Here is a 16138-nt window from a genome sequence, read left to right as displayed (position 1 = left end):
AATCCCGACTCCTAGAACTAAAACCTAGTTATATGGGTATTCTCTTGTCATGATTACCGAGGATCTGGTCCAGGAGATATCGGAATCCCTCTACTCAGCCGCATTGCGGAGGGTTCCGCCGGATACGATCCAGGCGCTGGAAGCAGCACGGGAACATGAGGCGCAGGAGAGCGCCAGGGCAACGCTCGATCTCATGGTGCGAAGTGCGCGTCTCGCAGAGGCGAGAGACACATTCGTCTGCTCGGACAGCGGCGTGCCGACCTATTGCGTCGAAATCGGCGGGGCGGCACAGTGGCAGGGCGACCTCAAGGCCGCCATTACCCGCGGCTTCGATCATCTTGTCGAGACCATCTCACCGCCCCTTCTCAAACACGTCAATAATCCCCTGACGAACGAGCGCGGCGGCCCGGGCAAGGACATGCCCGCCATTACCGTCGATCTGCTCGGCAATGCCGATTATATCGACATCACCTGCGTGCCCAAGGCGCTCGGGTCCGGACGCTGGGCATCCTTGCGCACGTTGATCTCACCTTCGCTGGAAGACATCGAAGCCTGCGTGCTGGATGCCATCATCGAAGCGGGGTCTCAGCATTGCCCCCCCGTCGTTGTTGGCGTGGGAATTGGCGGAAATTTCGACCTGACGGCCAAGCTCGCCAATCGCGCGACCTATCGTGAGATCGGCTCTCTCAACCCCAATCCAACGCTCGCGGCCATGGAAGAGCGGCTGACCGAGGCGGCCAATGCAACGGGTTTCGGCCCGATGGGGGTTGGCGGCAGCACCACGGCGCTTGCCGTCCACATCGATTACGCTTTCGGCCATGGCTACACGCCGGTCGCGGTCTGCTTCAATTGCTGGATCAACCGGCGCGCGAAGGCGCGGCTCCATAGCGATGGCCGCGTGGAACGACTGTTCTGATGGCGGTCGTCTCGATCACATGCCCGCCTTCCCGGGAAGCGGTGGCCGCGCTCAATGTTGGCGATCTGGTCTTTTTGAGCGGCGATATCGTCGTCACCGGCGGCCTGCCGGCCCACAAGCGGATGATCGACTGTCTTGATCGCGGCTTACCACTGCCGCTCGCGATGGAGGGCGTTTTCATCCATCTCCCGCACATGATCGAGGCGCGGCCCGACGGCGGTTATGATGTGCAGTACGTCAATCCCACGACCAGCCGCCGCTTCGATGCCTATATGCCGCAGCTTATCCGGGATCTGGACCTGCGCATCGTTGGCGGCAAGGGCGGCCTGGACGCGGACGTCGCCAAGGTCATGGCAGAAACAGGCTGCGTCTACCTGTCGCTGCTTGGCGGCGGGAGCCCGATCCTGTCCGAAGCGATCAAAGAGGTTCTCGCCGTCGAATGGCGCGATTTTCCATCGCATTTCAGGCTGAGCAAGATGAGGGTCGAAAATCTCGGCCCTCTCACCGTCGGCATCGATGCCCGGGGCCGCTCCATCTACCAGTCTCTTGAAGATCAGGCGCGCAGTCGCCTGCCCGCAATCATGCAGACGCTCAAGCAGCGTCGCGTAGCAGCCGAAAGATCGGAATAATCATGGCCAACATCCAGCCCCTCTTTTTCGATCCGAAGGACAGCGCGTCGTTCAAACGCGGTATCTTCAATGCCATCGTGGCCCCCCGGCCCATCGGCTGGCTGAGCACGGTGGACGAGCACGGCAAGTCCAATCTGGCGCCCTTCTCCTACTTCAATATCGTCTCGAACCTGCCGCCCATCCTCATGTTCTCCTGCAACACGCCGGAGGATCGGCCGGCCAAGGACACGTTGGCGAATGTCAGAAAGACCGGCGAGTTCGTCTTCAATCTCGTCGCTGCCAGTCAGCTCGAAGCGATGAACGATACCTCCTCGCCGGTGCCTTACGGCGTCGACGAATTCGAGCATTTCGGGATCGAAAAAGCGCCTTGCCGGGTCGTCGCCGCGCCCCGCGTTGCCGCCTCGCCCTGCAGCTTGGAATGCCGGGTCATCAAGGTGATCTCGTTCGGCGGCGGCGATCTGGGCCCGGAGACGAATGTCACGTTCGGCGAGGTGGTGGGGATGCATATTGCGCCCGGCTATCTGCACGAAGACGGGCATTTCGACACGCTCGCCGCCCGTCCGGTGTCGCGACTGGGCGGCGCCGAATATGCGGTGACGCAGGAGAGCTTCGAACTGGCGCGCAAGTTCAAGCGCGCCAACGAAGCAACCTATTGAGGGCCGAACACATGAACAAGCCAGTGCGAACGCCCATGCTCGTGGACCTGATGCCCGCTCCTGCCGATGAGCTTGGCCGCACCGCTGCCAGAGCGCAGAATTTCTCCATCGAGCGGGTCGAGAGCGGCCCCGCCGCATCGCATCGCTTCGCTTCGGAGCGGGAGATCATCCTGCTTCTTCCGCATGCCGGGGGAACGCTGAGCGGAGATCGGGCCATGGCGCTGCCTGACCACAGTGTGGTCATCATCCCGGCCGGCGCCTATGCCTTCGAATTGGACCGGCCCGCGGCCTTCTATCTTCTCGCGACCCATCGTGAGCAGGCCGACATGGCGATGCCCCGCAATGCCGACGCCTATGCTTCGCATGACGCGCGGGTGCGTCCCGTGGGCAAGGCTTATGAGCGCATCGCGCATGGGGGGGATGTCCGCATTCACCGGATCGAAGATGTGACCATTCCGCCCGACAATGGCAGGCTGCGTTTCCTTCAAAGCGAAACCATGAGCATCAACTGGGTCGAATATGACGGGCTGCGGGACAATAGCGCGCTAAGCCCCCATGCCCATGCCGATCTGGAGCAGGCAAGCCTGGCCATCGAAGGCCAGTTCACCCACCATCTTCGGACCCCTTGGGGCCGCGATGCGCGGCTCTGGCAGGAGGATCAGCATCTGCATGCCGGCCCTGCCAGCGTGGTCGTCATTCCGCCCGAGATCATCCACACCACGGAAGGCGTGGGGGATGGCAAGCATGTGCTGGTCGACGTGTTCGCGCCCCCTCGCGCCGACTTCATTGCGAAGGGCTGGGTGTTCAACGCGCACGAATATCAGGCCCATGCGGAGCTGGCGGCATGAGCCGGGAAGCGCCTCGCGGGCTGTTCATCAAGACTCCGGCGCCCCAGATTGTCGAAATCCTGGCACTGGAGAAGCCGGACTTCGCGGTGATCGATGCGGAGCATGGCCCTTTCGACCGTGGCATGCTCGATCTCATGATGCTGGCAGGACGCGCGGCACAGTTGCCCTTGTTGGTGCGGGTTGCCGACGCCCAGAGCAGCTCGATCTGCAGCGCTCTGGATCTTGGCGCCGCCGGGATCATGGTTCCCCATGTCGCGTCGGTCGAGATGGCACGCGCGGTGGTCGCGAGCGCCCGCTATAAGGGCGGCAAAAGAGGCTATTCGAGCGCACCGCGCCACGCAAATTACGGCTCGGGCTCGATGCGCGACGTCATCGATGCCGCGGACGATGTCCTTGTTCTGGTGCAAATCGAACATCCGGACGCGGCACTTGAGGCGAAAGCGATTCTGGAGCTTGAGGGCGTCGACGGGATCGTAATCGGTCGGGCGGACCTCGCCGTCGCCTTGGGCGAAAGCGACGCTTCCTCCCCTGCTGTCGAAGCGATCGTGACCTCGATTTTTCAGGCCGTGGCAGACAGCGAAAAGATCAAGGGCGTCGTCGTCTCCAGTGAGGCGGAGCGCCGTTACTTCTCGGACATGGGTGCCAATTGGTATATCATGGGGAGCGATCAAAGCCTTTTACGGAAGGCAGCCCGGCAGCTAATGGCGGACTCTTTGTAACGGAGACAGGCTGTGAGCACGCATTCAACCCGGTCCAATCCGAAAGGCCCCGGTGGCCGGCCCGCAGGAGCCGCCGACCCCGGCAGCCGGGGCATCGCGCGCTATCATCAACTCGCGGCCGTCTTCCGCCGCCATATCGAGACGGGTGTGTGGGAGGTCGGCAGCCAGATACCGACCGTCGTTGAGCTGGCCCTGTCCTATGACGTGGCGCGGGAGACGGTCCGGCAGGCCCTCGGCATGTTGGCCGAGGAAGGTCTGATCCGCCGATACCGCGCCAAAGGCACGTTCGTCACCGGCGCACCGCGCGATCAGATCTGGTGCCAGTTGGAGACCAACTTCCTCGGCCTGCTCCAGGCGCGCGAAGGCGCGCAGATCGAACTGATCGGCGAAGAACGCAAGGTCGGCATCGCTGGAACGATCGAGTTTGGCGTTGCCGACGGGGCCTATCGCAAGCTCAGCCGCCGGCATTGGCGCGATGACCAGCCCTATATGATCGCCGAGGTCTTCATTTCCGAGCGCTGGGCGAACAAGATTCCGCGCGCGGCGTTCACAAGCAAGACGGCGTTGAAGCTGGTCGCCGACATCGATGGCCTCGCCATTGCCGATGTGGAGCAGATCATGACCATCGGCGTAGCGGATCTCGACGCGTCGGTCTCTCTCCAGATCCCGCTCAACGCCCCTGTCGCGCAGATCGAGCGCTATGTGGTCGATGCGGACGGCATTCTCGTGCTGTTTGCGCGGAACACTTATCGAGGGGACGTCGTCCGTCTCAACATCAAGTCCAAATAGGCTTGAAACGGACCTTTTGTGGCCATTTCCTCCCAATCTCCGCTTTACTAGGCCGTTAATCTGGATATATAGGTTTTATGTGAGGGAGAGCGTGCGCTGATGAGGGCGCGCTGTCGAGCCGGAGGGATGCAATGAACTGGCCACAGTTGATCGGCATAGGTTGCGCAGTGACATCGTCATGCGTCGGCGCCTTCGGGCTCTTCACGCTCAAGCCATTACCGCCATCGGCCCGGCTGGGCGCCCTCGCGACGCTGGATAGCGACGGGAACGGCCAGCTTTCGCGGGCGGAATGGGCATCCGGCGGTCGAAAGGCTGCCGCTTTCGATGCCCAGGATACCAACCGCAACGGCATACTTGAACCCGCCGAGGTCCGGTCTCGGCGCGGCGCTGCTCGGAAGGATTGATTATGGATGCTCGGCCGGGCCTTGCCGGTGGCGCTCTCAAGCCAGCCGCCACCAAATTCTCCAGTCACCAGCTCTGGGCACTGACGATCCTGGGGATTTTCAGCGGCTTTAACATGGTCGATCGCGGCTTGCTGGCGCTCAATCTGGAGCCGATCAAACTCGAGCTCGGTGCGACCGATACCCAGATGAGCCTGGCCGCGGGCATCGGCTTCTTCCTGCTGAATGCCGTCGCCGGCGTGCCCCTGGCGCGTCTGGCCGATCGCTACAGCCGTCGCGACATCATCGCCATCGGTTTCGGCTTTTACAGCCTGATCATCGGCTTGATGGGGATGGTCACCAGCTTTGTCGGCCTGCTGTTCACGCGCATGCTGCTCGGGATCGGCGAGGCATCGGGTAACGCCCCTTCCAGCGCGATGGTCAACGATCTGGTGCCGCCTCAAAACCGCCGGATGGCCCTTGCGAGCCTGCGGATTTTCGGCGCGATCATCGTTCTCGTGATGATGAGCAGCCTCGGCTACGTCACGGATCGCTACGGCTGGCGTGCGTCTTTCTACGTTCTGGCTTTGCCGGCGATCATCCTCGTGCCGTTGGCCATCTTCACCGTGCGCGAGCCGGAGCGCGAGAAGGATGCCCAAGGCAAGGCCATTGCGCCTGTCAGCCTGAAAGCGGCCTGGGCTCAGTGGCGCCGCTCGCCGGCTTTCCTGCTCGTGATCACCGGGTTCGCGCTGGCTGGCGTGACGTTGCAGGCCAACAGCGTTTGGGCGCCGGCCTTCCTCGTTCGCGTTCGGGAACTGTCTCCCACGGAAATTGGCGTGCTTTCGGGAATTTCGCGCGGCCCGGCCTTGCTGATCGGCGCACTGGTCGGCGCATGGGTCACCGACCGACTGGCCCGGCGGGACCATCGCTGGCGCTTCTGGGTGCCGGGGATCATGCTGATGCTTGGGGCGCCAGCCGAAATGACCTATCTGATGGCAGACGACTATTGGGTGTGGATGCCCGCCTATCTGCTGACCGGAATGCTGATCATGGGGTCGCAAGCGTCGACGGTTGCCATCTGCATGGACGTATCGGGCGCCGGTCTGCGCGCGACAGGGTTGGCCTTCGCGCTCCTCGCCAGCAATTTTCTGGCCGATCTCATCGGGCCCACCAGCATCGGCCTGATGAACGATACGATCTTCGCCGATCTTGGCGTCCACGCGTTGCGCTATTCGATGGGAATCGTGGCGTGCTCGGCGGCCGTTGGCGGCTTTCTGATCTTTGTCGCCTCCCGGTTTGAGACGGAGCAAACCCGCTCCGGCTAGCCGATGGCGGCGGGACATGGGCGCCTTGGGCGGATCGGCGTTCGCCCCCTGCCCTACCCCGCGTGATCCACTCGGTTTTTGCCTCCTGGATTTAACATCATGATCGACAAGACCTTTGCATCCCTGATCGAGGCGACAGCGGATATTCCTGATGGCGCCTCGGTGATGATCGGCGGGTTTGGAACCGCTGGCATGCCGGACGACCTCGTCGACGCGCTGATTGCGCGGGGCGCGGGCAACCTCACCATCATCAGCAACAATGCGGGCAATGGCGAAACCGGCCTCGCAGCTTTGATCCGGGCCGGATGCGTCGCGAAGATCATCTGCTCCTTCCCGCGCCAAGTGGATTCCCACCATTTCGACGCGCGCTATCGGGCCGGAGAGATCGAGCTCGAACTCGTGCCGCAAGGCAATCTCGCGGCGCGGATACAGGCCGCCGGTGCGGGCCTTGGCGCCATCTTCACGCCCACCGGCTTTGGCACGCAACTCGCAGAGGGCAAGGAAACCCGCCGCATCGGCGAGCGCGATTATGTGCTGGAATATCCGATCTCGGCGGACTTCGCGCTGATCAGGGCACACCGCGGCGACCGCTGGGGCAATCTCGTCTACAGCAAGACGGCCCGCAACTTCGGCCCGATCATGGCGATGGCGTCCAGAACGTGCATCGCTCAGCTGTCCGAAATCGTCCCGCTGGGCGCCCTCGATCCTGAAGCGATCGTGACGCCCGGCATCTTTGTCCAGCGGGTGGTGCAGGTCGATCGCCGGCGCGTGGCCGCCGCATGAGGAGAATCCTGCCATGAACCGACGCGATCGCAATCAGCTCGCCCAGCGCGTGGCGCAGGACATCCCGGAGGGCGCCTATGTCAATCTCGGCATCGGACTGCCAACCAAGATCGCGGACTATCTGCCAGCAGACCGCGACATCTTCCTGCAAAGCGAAAATGGACTGCTCGCCATGGGGCCTGCGCCAGCGCCGGGCGAGGAGGATTGGGAACTGATCAACGCGGGCAAGCAGCCGGTCACCCTGCTGCCCGGCGGCGCCTATTTTCACCATGCAGACAGCTTCGCGATGATGAGGGGCGGCCATATCGATATATGCGTGATGGGCGCCTATCAGGTGTCCGTGACCGGCGATCTTGCCAACTGGCACACCGGCGAGGAAGGCGCGATCCCGGCTGTCGGAGGCGCGATGGATCTCGCGATCGGCGCCCGGCAGACCTTCGTGATGATGGACCTGCTTACCCGGCAGGGGAAAAGCAAGCTGGTGGCCGAGTGCAGCTATCCGCTGACAGGGCTGGCCTGCGTGTCCCGGGTGTATACCGATCTTGCGACCTTCGAGGTCGGGCAGGCAGGCGCCCGCGTCATCGACATGGTGGATGGCCTCGGCCTTGACGATCTCCGTGCGCTCACCGGGGTCCCCTTGGAGCTCGCGGCCGGAGCGCGAGGCTTCTGCGGACCGGGGCAAGAGGCATGAGAGAGGCCTTCATCTGCGATGCCATCCGTACACCGATCGGGCGCTATGGCGGGAGCCTCTCCGGCATAAGGGCGGACGATCTGGGCGCGCTGCCCATCAAGGCGCTGCTCGAACGCAATCCGCAACTCGACCCAGCCGCGATCGAGGAGGTGTTCTACGGATGCGCCAATCAGGCGGGCGAGGACAATCGCAATGTCGCGCGGATGAGCCTCTTGCTTGCCGGGCTACCTGTCACGGTGCCGGGCGTCACCCATAACCGCCTGTGCGCTTCGGGTCTGGAGGCCGTCAGCGCGGCCGCGCGCGCGATCGGCACAGGCGAGATGGAACTTGCGCTGGCCGGCGGTGTGGAGAGCATGAGCCGCGCGCCGCTTGTCATGGGCAAGGCCACAGGCGCTTTCGACCGCGATCAGCAGTTGATGGATACCACAATGGGCTGGCGCTTCATTAATCCAGCGCTGGATGCCGCCTACGGTACGGAGACGATGCCGCGAACGGCCGAGAATGTCGCATCGGCATACCAGATCAGCCGCGCGGATCAGGATGAATTTGCGCTCCGCAGCCAGCAGCGTGCCGCCGCGGCCAAGAGCAGCGGCTTTCACGATGGGGAAATTCTGCCCGTCGCGGTGCCGGGAAAGGTGCGTGGAGAGACGGATCTCATGTCCTTCGACGAGCACCCGCGCCCTACCACCTCCCTTGAAACGCTCTCGCGGCTGAAGCCCTTGTTCGGTGCGGAGGGCACCGTCACCGCCGGCAATGCGTCCGGCATCAATGATGGCGCGGCGGCGATGATCATCGCGACCGAGCAGGCTGCGAAGACCTTCGGGCTGACGCCGCGTGCGCGCATCCTCGGCGCGGCGGCGGCGGGCGTAGAGCCCGGGCTAATGGGAATCGGCCCGGTGCCGGCCACGCAGAAGCTGATGCAGCGTCTCGATCTCACCATCCGCGACTTCGACGCGATCGAACTGAACGAAGCTTTTGCCAGCCAGAGCCTGGCGGTCCTCCGGTTGCTCGGGCTGGAGGACGATGTGGCGCACGTCAATGCGCATGGCGGCGCCATCGCGCTGGGGCATCCGCTCGGCATGTCGGGCGCCCGCCTCGCGCTGACATTGGTGCGTCAGTTGGAAGAGACCGGTGGCAAACGCGGGCTCGCCACCCTTTGCGTGGGCGTGGGCATGGGTCTGGCGCTGGCGGTGGAGCGCGTCTGAACAGGCGGTTTCAGAACTTACACGAAACAACCCACGCTAGGCGCCGGCCTTGAACGGGAGGGCCGAAAACCGACCCTCCCTCAGCATCAGTATCTCACCCGAACACCGGTCTGGAAGCGAGCGCCCAGCGTGTCGAAGAACACCGGGTTCGTGGGGTAAGGCGAGCCGCCGCTCCCGCCGGTAGCAACCGCAATCGGCGGAGATTTATCGAACAGATTTTCGATCTTTCCGAAAATCTCGAAGTTCTGATCGCCCGAGCCGAAGGGGATGCGATAGGTCATCGCCAGATCCACATAGGTCGCACCGTCGAAACGATTGACGCTGATGCTGTTGGGAAGAGAAGGATCATAGCCCTCATCCTCAGGGCCGACCTTGGTCACGTCGCCAATGCCGGAGCCGATCCGCCGCACCTGCAAGACACTCGTAAAGCCACCCTGATTGTAAGTGACCGATGCATTCCACCGCCACGCCGGCGCCGGATTGAAGTCCGCCCGGCCCACAAGAGGCCCTGTCATGCCGGCATAGTCGAGGGCGCGGACATTGGGGTCTGGTTGGACCTTGAGATCATATTGATGCGCCGCAAGTACCCGCAGGGTGAGCGCGCCGTCCCAATTGCTTGCCACGTCGGACAGCGGAAGATTGTACTCCAGCTCGAAATCAAGACCGCGATAAGTGATCAGGCCCAGATTGACCTGACGGGCATCGATGAAGCTGATGTCGGCCAGATTGCCGCCGTTGAATGTTATGCGGTCGCAGAAGGTGTCGAACTGATCGCACAGGTCGACAATCGACTGGCCCGACAGCGTGGTGACCGCATCCTTGAGCTTGATCTCGAACCAGTCCGCCGAAAAGCGCAGACCTGGGACGAAGGCAGGTTGCAGCACGATCCCGGCCGTCGTCGTATCGGCCTTCTCGGCGCCCAGCTGGAAGCTGCCGCCGCTCAGGATCGGCGTGGCATCATTGGCGTTGCCGCCAGGACCATTGGGATTGCGGACGGTGCCCTGCGAGGTGCCAGGATCGGTCGGCACCTGCTGCAGGAACAGCTCCCGGAAGCCCGCAGCGCGGATATCGCGGGACCGCGATCCACGAAACCGCACGCCCCGCACTGGCTCGTAAATGGCGCTGAGCTTCCAGCTGGTGGCGGTCGTCGATTTCGCTTCGTCGGTGATGCGGTTCTTGGCGCTGTTGCGCGTGTACCGGATTGCGCCGTTCAGATCGAGCCGCTCGGCTCCTGGCAGCCCGGCCAGCAAAGGCGCGTTGAGTTCCGTAAAGCCTTCAAGCACCTTGATGCTTCCGCCGTAATCGAGGCCGAAGGTGAAGGCGTAATCAAGATAGTTGGGAATGTCGCCATGGGTGACATTGCCGCTTTCCGTCCGGTACTCGCCGCCCGCCGCAAAGCCGATCGGCCCCGCGCCGATGCCGCCAAACAGATCGCCGGTGATGCTCGCGGCCAGGACGTGCTGATCATAGACGAAGTCCTCGAACACCGGCCGATAGACATAATCGATCGCGGCTTGCGTCAGATTGTCGAGGCCGAAGAAGTTTGCCGGAGAGCAACCGACCGCAATGGGGTTGGGGTTCGGCTTCAACAACTCGGCGCATACGATCGTGCCAGGAGCGGCCCCCAACACATTGCCCGCCGGCGCGCGAACGGCATCGAGAGCGAAGGTGAAGGGCGTGTTGACGCGCGAGCGATTGCGCATCTGATTACGCTCATTATGCCCATATTGATAATAGGCGTCCCATTTCCAGCTGCCCCCGAGATCGCCCGAGAGGGCAATCACGCCCCGGTACACTTCCACCTCCGCGCGGCTGTAGGACGGGATCTGACCGTCAAGATCCTTGCCGAAACTGAATGAGGCACCGCCCAGCAGAGCGGCAAGCTCCGGCGGAACATAAGGGTTGGTGGCTTTTACGAAGAAGGTGGATCGCGGACCTGCCGTCAGCGTGGCGGCTCGGGCGATCCGCTTGCCATAGTTGAACTCTCCGGAAAGCGTCAGGCTATCGCTGAGGGCAAATTCCGCGGCCGTATAAGCGACAATGCGCTCCAGCCCGGCCTGAAGGCTGGCATCGTCATAGTTCGAAATGCCATCGCTGCCTTGGACCTGGCCGATGGTGCTGTTGTTGACGAACTCGCCCTGATCGAAGGGCACGATTCCCCTGCCATCAGCCGTGAACCGATAGTTGCGTGCCGCGAGCGGGGCGGGCGCGCGATTGCGCACGACGCCATAAGGTGTGTTGAATGCCAGCGCGGAATCCCGGCCCAAAACATAGTTGGGCAGCCCGAAGCCCGGCGAGCCCGGAACATTGTATCCCGACGGTTGGCCATTGGGCAGGATATTGTTGGCGTTCTCGAAGATATCCCAGCCGGCCTGACACCAGCGACGGGCATTGAAACAGCTCTCGATCTCGTCCTGATCCTGATATTCGACCCCGACGATGATGTGACCGCGATCCCCCGCGAAAGAGGTGCCATAGGCCAGCGACCCATGGATCTTGCGCCCGTCGCCACGAAAGGTGAGGCCGGAATCAACCTGCGCGCGCAGGCCCGTCATCTTATTGTCGAGGATGATATTCACGACCCCCGCGACAGCATCCGAGCCATAGGCGGCCGAGGCGCCACCCGTCACGGTCTCCACCCGCGCAATCAGGGCGCTGGGAATGAGGTTGAGGTCAACGGCCCCGCCGTCCCCGGTCGGCACGAAGCGGCGGGTGTTCACCAGCGTGAGCGTGCGGGTTCCGTAAAAAGGGTTCAGGCCACGGAGGTTCGCCGTCGCCGACCCCACCTCCGCGCCAGACGCATTGCCCGGGTTGGTGTCGGAAATGGCACTGGTGATCTGAGGGATGCTGTTGAGAACATCCTGCGAATTGGTCTGCACGAGGTTCCTGATCTGCTCGGCGCCAATCACGGTAAGCGGCTGAGGGGAGTTGAAACCGCTGGTACGGATGCGTGATCCGGTGACGACGATCGACTCCTGCTCCGCGGCGGCCCGCGCTTCAGGGGACCCGGCCCCCTCCCCATCTTGCGCATGCACAGGTGCTGCTGAGCAAATGCATCCCAGGGCGACCGCCCCAACAGATGCCATCAAGTGATTCCGCGATATGTTGTGCCGCACCGTCTATCTCTCCCCATCGCCCGATTAGATTACCGGTAACTTTTCCGGTAAATCCTAGGATGGAGATTAGGTCTTGGCAAACCAACTATCGGCAATTGGGTCAGTATGCCTTTTTAGGCAAGCAACTGAGCCGTTCGGATCAAAGCAGGTAACCGCGTCGGGAGCGCCACCTATCGCGGCCTTGTCAGAACCCGCACTCTCCTGGAGTGCCAGCTCCACCGTGGCAACCTCGTGACGTCCCACATGGTCGAGCGCTTAAAGCGGCCCGTCTGCGGCAATAATTCACCGCTTCGATGAAGCCATGTGCGCATATTGATCAATGAAGTGATCGTCGGCGAGAGTAGCGAATCCCACGTCATCGGGCATGGCGCACACGCTGCCATCGAAACGGCAGCGATTTCCGCCGCCGCCTCAAAGAAGGCCTAAATGCTCATCTTTGACTGGGAATGGTGCGGTCGAGAAGACTCGAACTTCCACGGGCTTTCGCCCACAACGACCTCAACGTTGCGCGTCTACCAGTTCCGCCACGACCGCACATCAGGGAGGTGGGAGCCGATGGCCCCCGGGTAGGCGGCGGCCTTTAGCAAAGGGATTCGGGGCATGCAACCATCCTTCGCACTTCATCGTGATATAGCGTGAAACGCGCCGCGGGATCGGGCTGTTGGCTTGACTTGCGCGGCCCTGCAGGCGATCCAGCAGGGCGCTGACGTGCCCAATGCACGCGCTTTTATCACGATTTTTGCAGTCCTTGTGTCGCGGGCGCCAAAAGCCCGGTCCTGGCTGCGCCGGAAGGACCGATCCGATGCCACGCGGCTGTGCTGACTATGCGTTCCGTCACTTCGATGCTCCACAGCCTGCGCCGCGCGAATCAGTATGGCCGATGCGTGCGCGGAATGCATAACTTCTCCCGGTCTCGTTTCCTCTCTCCCCTCCTCTCCTGACCAAGCAGCCTCATGTCCGACACTGACACCATCCTGCCGCCCCGCCACACCGGCCTGCTGAGCGAGGCCCGCCACATCGCGTGGCTAGCCTGGCCGATCGTCCTCACCAATCTCAACTGGACGATCATGCACCTCGTCGATGTGACGGTGGTTGGCTATGCGGGCACGAGCGAACTCGGGGCATTGGCGGCCGGCCGGGTGGTGATGTTCGTCATCCTGATGCTGCTTCTGGCCGGCATGTCCGGCGTGATCGTCTTCACCAGCCGCGCCGATGGCGGCGGCGACCTGCACCGCACCGGCGCGCTATGGCGGGAAGCGGTGCTGACCGGCCTGCTGCTCGGCGTGCCCAGCGCCGTCGTCATCGCGCTGTTCGCCCGGCCCCTGCTGGCGCTGACCGGCGTCGCCGATGCGCTGGTCGATCCCGGCGCGCATGTGCTCGCCGCGATGATGCTGGGCCTGCCCGGGCAGATGCTCTCGATCGGCTGCGCTTATTTTCTGGAAGGGGTGAGCGCGCCACGCAGGGTGCTGATCGTCAACCTCGCCACCCTGCCGGTCAATGCCGTGCTGACGTGGGCCATGGCGCTCGGGCATCTGGGTTTCCCGGCGATGGGCGCGTTCGGCGCCGCGCTGGCGACATCACTGACCTCGCTGGGCGGCGGCCTGGCCATGGCCTATATGGCGTGGACGCTGCCAAGCGCGCGCGAGCGCGGATTGCGCCGGCTCGATGTCGCGGCCTGGCGCAGCGCGCTGAGCGGCATCGGCGCCATCGTCCGCTTCGGCGCCATGCCCGGCATTGGCGCCGCCATGGAAGTGCTCGGCTTCTCGTACCTCATGATCCTCTCCACGCAGATGGGCGAGATCGTGGCCGGCGGCTTTCAGGTGATGCTCTCGCTGCATAATCTCGGCTTTGCGCTGGCGCTCGGGCTGGGTTCTGCCGCGGGCGTGCGGGTCGGCAATGCGGTGGGCGCGGGCGAGCCATGGGAGGCGCGCAGCCGCACCATGATCGCGTGCGGCCTCTCCATCCTGTTCATGGGTGCGGTGGTGCTTGCCTATCTGCTCTTCGGCCGGCCGATCGTCGCCGGGCTCACCGCACAACCCGCCGTCGCGCGGGAAGCGCTCATCATGCTGCTCATTCTGGCCCCCTTCATCCTGTGCGACGGCATCCAGGCGATCTTCGTCGCCGCGCTGCGCTCACTGGGGGATCAGGTGGTGGCCAGCGTCAATGGCATCATCGCCTTCTTCGGCGTGATGGGCGTCATGGGCTGGTACGGCCATGCGCAGGGCTGGGGATCGGCCGGGCTGGCGTTCGCCGCCGCGCTCGGCATGGCGGCGGCGATGGTGCTGCAGGCAGCGCGCTTCTGGCAGGTCAGCCTGCGTTATCGGCGAACCTGAGCTCAAGGTTGCGCGCGTTCTTGGGGATGTCCAGCCGGCTCTCGGACACGCGCGCTTCCTCATTGGGCTTGAGCGTGGACTTGTCCGCCTTGGTCATCCAGCTGAACACCAGCCTGCCCTGATCGTCCCGCAGTTCGACCACCACCGGCGGAACGGTCTGTTCCTGGTCGCTATCGTTGAGGATGCGGGCGCTGAACGCGAAATATTCCTCGCCGGTTGGCAGGTTGCGGCGCTCGGGCGGCTTGGGCAGGTAGAAGTTGAGGCCGGAGGTCGCCGGCGCTCCGCCAAAACCGAGCGCGACGGCCCAATTGGGCGGGCCGAAATAAGCGAGTGCGCCACCGGCAAGGCTCACCGCGACGAAGAAGGCGAGCGCCGCAGCCGTCCAGAGCCTGGCGGGATTGCGACGCGGACGGGTGGGCGCCTCGGCTGGCTCGTCGGGATAGTGGACGAACTCCTGCGCCGGCGCGGCAGCAGGCGGCGGATCGATCGGGTCGTGACGCGGTTCAGCCGGGGGCGCTGCGGCGGCGGTTTCCTCAGTGCCGACCGCGACCGGCGCCACAGGAGCCTGCGCTTCTGCACTCTCGACGGGTGCGGATGCGGGGGCCTCATGCGGCGCAAGGCCGGCGTCCGCCGTAGCATCGGCCATCGCCGGCTCGGGGCGCTCCACTGGCGCGCCCTCCTGAAACCAGCTGTGGCGGCAAGACGCGCACCGGACCTGACGGCCCGCAGCACCAATCGCGCTATCGGGCACAACATAGCGTGTGGCGCATTGAGGGCAGACGAGGATCATCGCGCTCCATAAACACCGGTTTCCCGCAGAGGGCAAGCGGGCGTTTGAACGTGGCCGGGGATATCCCCACAGCGACGGACGACAGGGCCCGCGGGACGCGCGCGAGGCCGGCGCACCATCCGCCACCTTGCCCGCAATGGGGGCCTGTGCCATGCACGGCGCGGCAGATCATCGGCGGGCGTGGCCGCGCGCCAATAATGGGGACATGCAATCGCGGCGATGGCTAGAATAGTCCAGTTCGAGAATGTCGGGCTGCGGTACGGGCCCGGCCCGGAGACGCTGTCCGACCTCAGCTTTTCGCTCGACGAAGGGGCCTTCTATTTCCTCACTGGCGCGTCCGGCGCGGGCAAGACCTCGCTGCTCAAGCTGCTCTATCTCGCCCAGCGCCCCAGCCGTGGCGCGATCCGGCTTTTCGATGCCGATATCGTCACCCTGCCCCGCGCCCGTCTGCCGAGTTTCCGCCGCCGCATCGGCGTGGTGTTTCAGGATTTCCGGCTGGTCTCGCACCTCTCGGCCTTCGATAATGTCGCGCTGCCGCTGCGCATCGCCGGCGTGAACGAAGACCAGATCCGTCCGCCGGTGGAGGAAATGCTGCACTGGGTCGGCCTGTCCGACCGCGCCCATGCCTTGCCTGCCACGCTCTCGGGCGGGGAGCAGCAGCGCGTCGCCATCGCGCGTGCCGTGATCGGCCGGCCTGAACTGCTGGTGGCCGACGAGCCGACCGGCAACGTGGACCGGGACATGGCGACCCGGCTCATCACCCTGTTCGAGGCGCTGAACAAGCTCGGTACCACTATCGTCGTCGCCACGCACGACACTGCCCTGCTGGGCAAGGTCTCCGGCGCGCGGACCATGCGGCTGGAGGGCGGACGCATGGCACCGATCGAGGGGCAGGACGGCGTCAGCGCGCTCTCCTCACCCCATCGCCCCGCGCCCCACCAGCCGGGACAAGCCTGAG

General features: G+C 64.0%; 14 protein-coding genes and 1 tRNA gene. 12 read left to right on the top strand and 3 right to left on the bottom strand.

Translation table 11 applies throughout. From position 1 onward, the window contains the following. The first annotated feature begins 49 nt into the window (after window positions 1-49). The 10 genes from M2339_RS15900 to pcaF all read left to right on the top strand — a co-directional run bounded on the left by M2339_RS15900 (window position 50) and on the right by pcaF (window position 8941). Window positions 50-916, top strand: coding sequence for a fumarate hydratase (locus tag M2339_RS15900; protein WP_264587973.1), 867 nt, complete (start codon window positions 50-52; stop codon window positions 914-916). Then, complete coding sequence (locus M2339_RS15895; RefSeq protein ID WP_264587974.1) at window positions 916-1545, top strand: fumarate hydratase C-terminal domain-containing protein; 630 nt, start codon at window positions 916-918, stop codon at window positions 1543-1545. Before M2339_RS15900 ends, M2339_RS15895 begins: the two co-directional genes overlap by 1 nt. A gap of 2 nt (window positions 1546-1547) precedes the next feature. Next, the gene (locus M2339_RS15890; protein ID WP_264577242.1) at window positions 1548-2201 is read left to right on the top strand and encodes a flavin reductase family protein; all 654 of its coding nucleotides are present in this window, start codon (window positions 1548-1550) and stop codon (window positions 2199-2201) included. An 11-nt stretch (window positions 2202-2212) separates the two neighbouring features. Beyond that, window positions 2213-3049, top strand: coding sequence for a hypothetical protein (locus tag M2339_RS15885; RefSeq protein WP_264587975.1), 837 nt, complete (start codon window positions 2213-2215; stop codon window positions 3047-3049). Next, window positions 3046-3768, top strand: a complete 723-nt coding sequence (locus M2339_RS15880; RefSeq protein WP_264587976.1) for an HpcH/HpaI aldolase family protein — start codon at window positions 3046-3048, stop codon at window positions 3766-3768. Before M2339_RS15885 ends, M2339_RS15880 begins: the two co-directional genes overlap by 4 nt. Before the next feature lie 12 nt (window positions 3769-3780). Continuing rightward, window positions 3781-4557 (top strand): GntR family transcriptional regulator, encoded by a 777-nt coding sequence (locus M2339_RS15875; RefSeq protein WP_264587977.1) that lies wholly within the window; start codon window positions 3781-3783, stop codon window positions 4555-4557. Between the two features lie 406 nt (window positions 4558-4963). Continuing rightward, on the top strand, window positions 4964-6262 hold the full coding sequence (locus M2339_RS15870) for an MFS transporter (RefSeq protein WP_264587978.1): 1299 nt from the start codon (window positions 4964-4966) through the stop codon (window positions 6260-6262). A 99-nt stretch (window positions 6263-6361) separates the two neighbouring features. Beyond that, window positions 6362-7045, top strand: coding sequence for a 3-oxoacid CoA-transferase subunit A (locus tag M2339_RS15865; protein ID WP_264587979.1), 684 nt, complete (start codon window positions 6362-6364; stop codon window positions 7043-7045). Between the two features lie 13 nt (window positions 7046-7058). Next, window positions 7059-7736: a 3-oxoacid CoA-transferase subunit B gene (locus M2339_RS15860; RefSeq protein WP_264587980.1), complete on the top strand. Its 678-nt coding sequence runs from the start codon at window positions 7059-7061 to the stop codon at window positions 7734-7736. Next, on the top strand, window positions 7733-8941 hold the full coding sequence (gene pcaF, locus M2339_RS15855; RefSeq protein ID WP_264587981.1) for a 3-oxoadipyl-CoA thiolase: 1209 nt from the start codon (window positions 7733-7735) through the stop codon (window positions 8939-8941). Before M2339_RS15860 ends, pcaF begins: the two co-directional genes overlap by 4 nt. A gap of 86 nt (window positions 8942-9027) precedes the next feature. Here the strand turns inward: pcaF and M2339_RS15850 are convergent, their stop codons facing one another. Together M2339_RS15850 and M2339_RS15845 are read right to left on the bottom strand one after the other, a co-directional pair. Then, complete coding sequence (locus tag M2339_RS15850) at window positions 9028-12027, bottom strand: TonB-dependent receptor domain-containing protein (RefSeq protein WP_264606464.1); 3000 nt, start codon at window positions 12025-12027, stop codon at window positions 9028-9030. Window positions 12028-12504: 477 nt separating this feature from the next. Then, window positions 12505-12591 (bottom strand) — tRNA-Leu (locus M2339_RS15845). A 419-nt stretch (window positions 12592-13010) separates the two neighbouring features. Between M2339_RS15845 and M2339_RS15840 the strand changes: the two genes are divergently transcribed. Then, window positions 13011-14390 carry an MATE family efflux transporter gene (locus M2339_RS15840; protein ID WP_264587983.1) on the top strand — a complete coding sequence of 460 codons (1380 nt, stop codon included), beginning with the start codon at window positions 13011-13013 and terminating at the stop codon, window positions 14388-14390. Here the strand turns inward: M2339_RS15840 and M2339_RS15835 are convergent. Further along, a complete protein-coding gene (locus M2339_RS15835) occupies window positions 14365-15180 on the bottom strand; it encodes a zinc-ribbon domain-containing protein (protein WP_264587984.1) in 816 nt (271 codons plus the stop codon). The two genes, M2339_RS15840 and M2339_RS15835, sit on opposite strands and share 26 nt — an antisense overlap. A 219-nt stretch (window positions 15181-15399) precedes the next feature. Between M2339_RS15835 and ftsE the strand changes: the two genes are divergently transcribed. Next, window positions 15400-16137, top strand: a complete 738-nt coding sequence (ftsE, locus tag M2339_RS15830; protein WP_264587985.1) for a cell division ATP-binding protein FtsE — start codon at window positions 15400-15402, stop codon at window positions 16135-16137. The last annotated feature ends 1 nt before the right edge of the window (window position 16138 follow it).

Origin of the sequence: Sphingobium sp. B2D3C, from assembly GCF_025961835.1 — a bacterium.
Taxonomy (GTDB): Bacteria; Pseudomonadota; Alphaproteobacteria; order Sphingomonadales; family Sphingomonadaceae; genus Sphingobium.
Note: the sequence above shows the minus strand (reverse complement) of the source record. Positions and strands in the feature narration are given on the sequence as shown.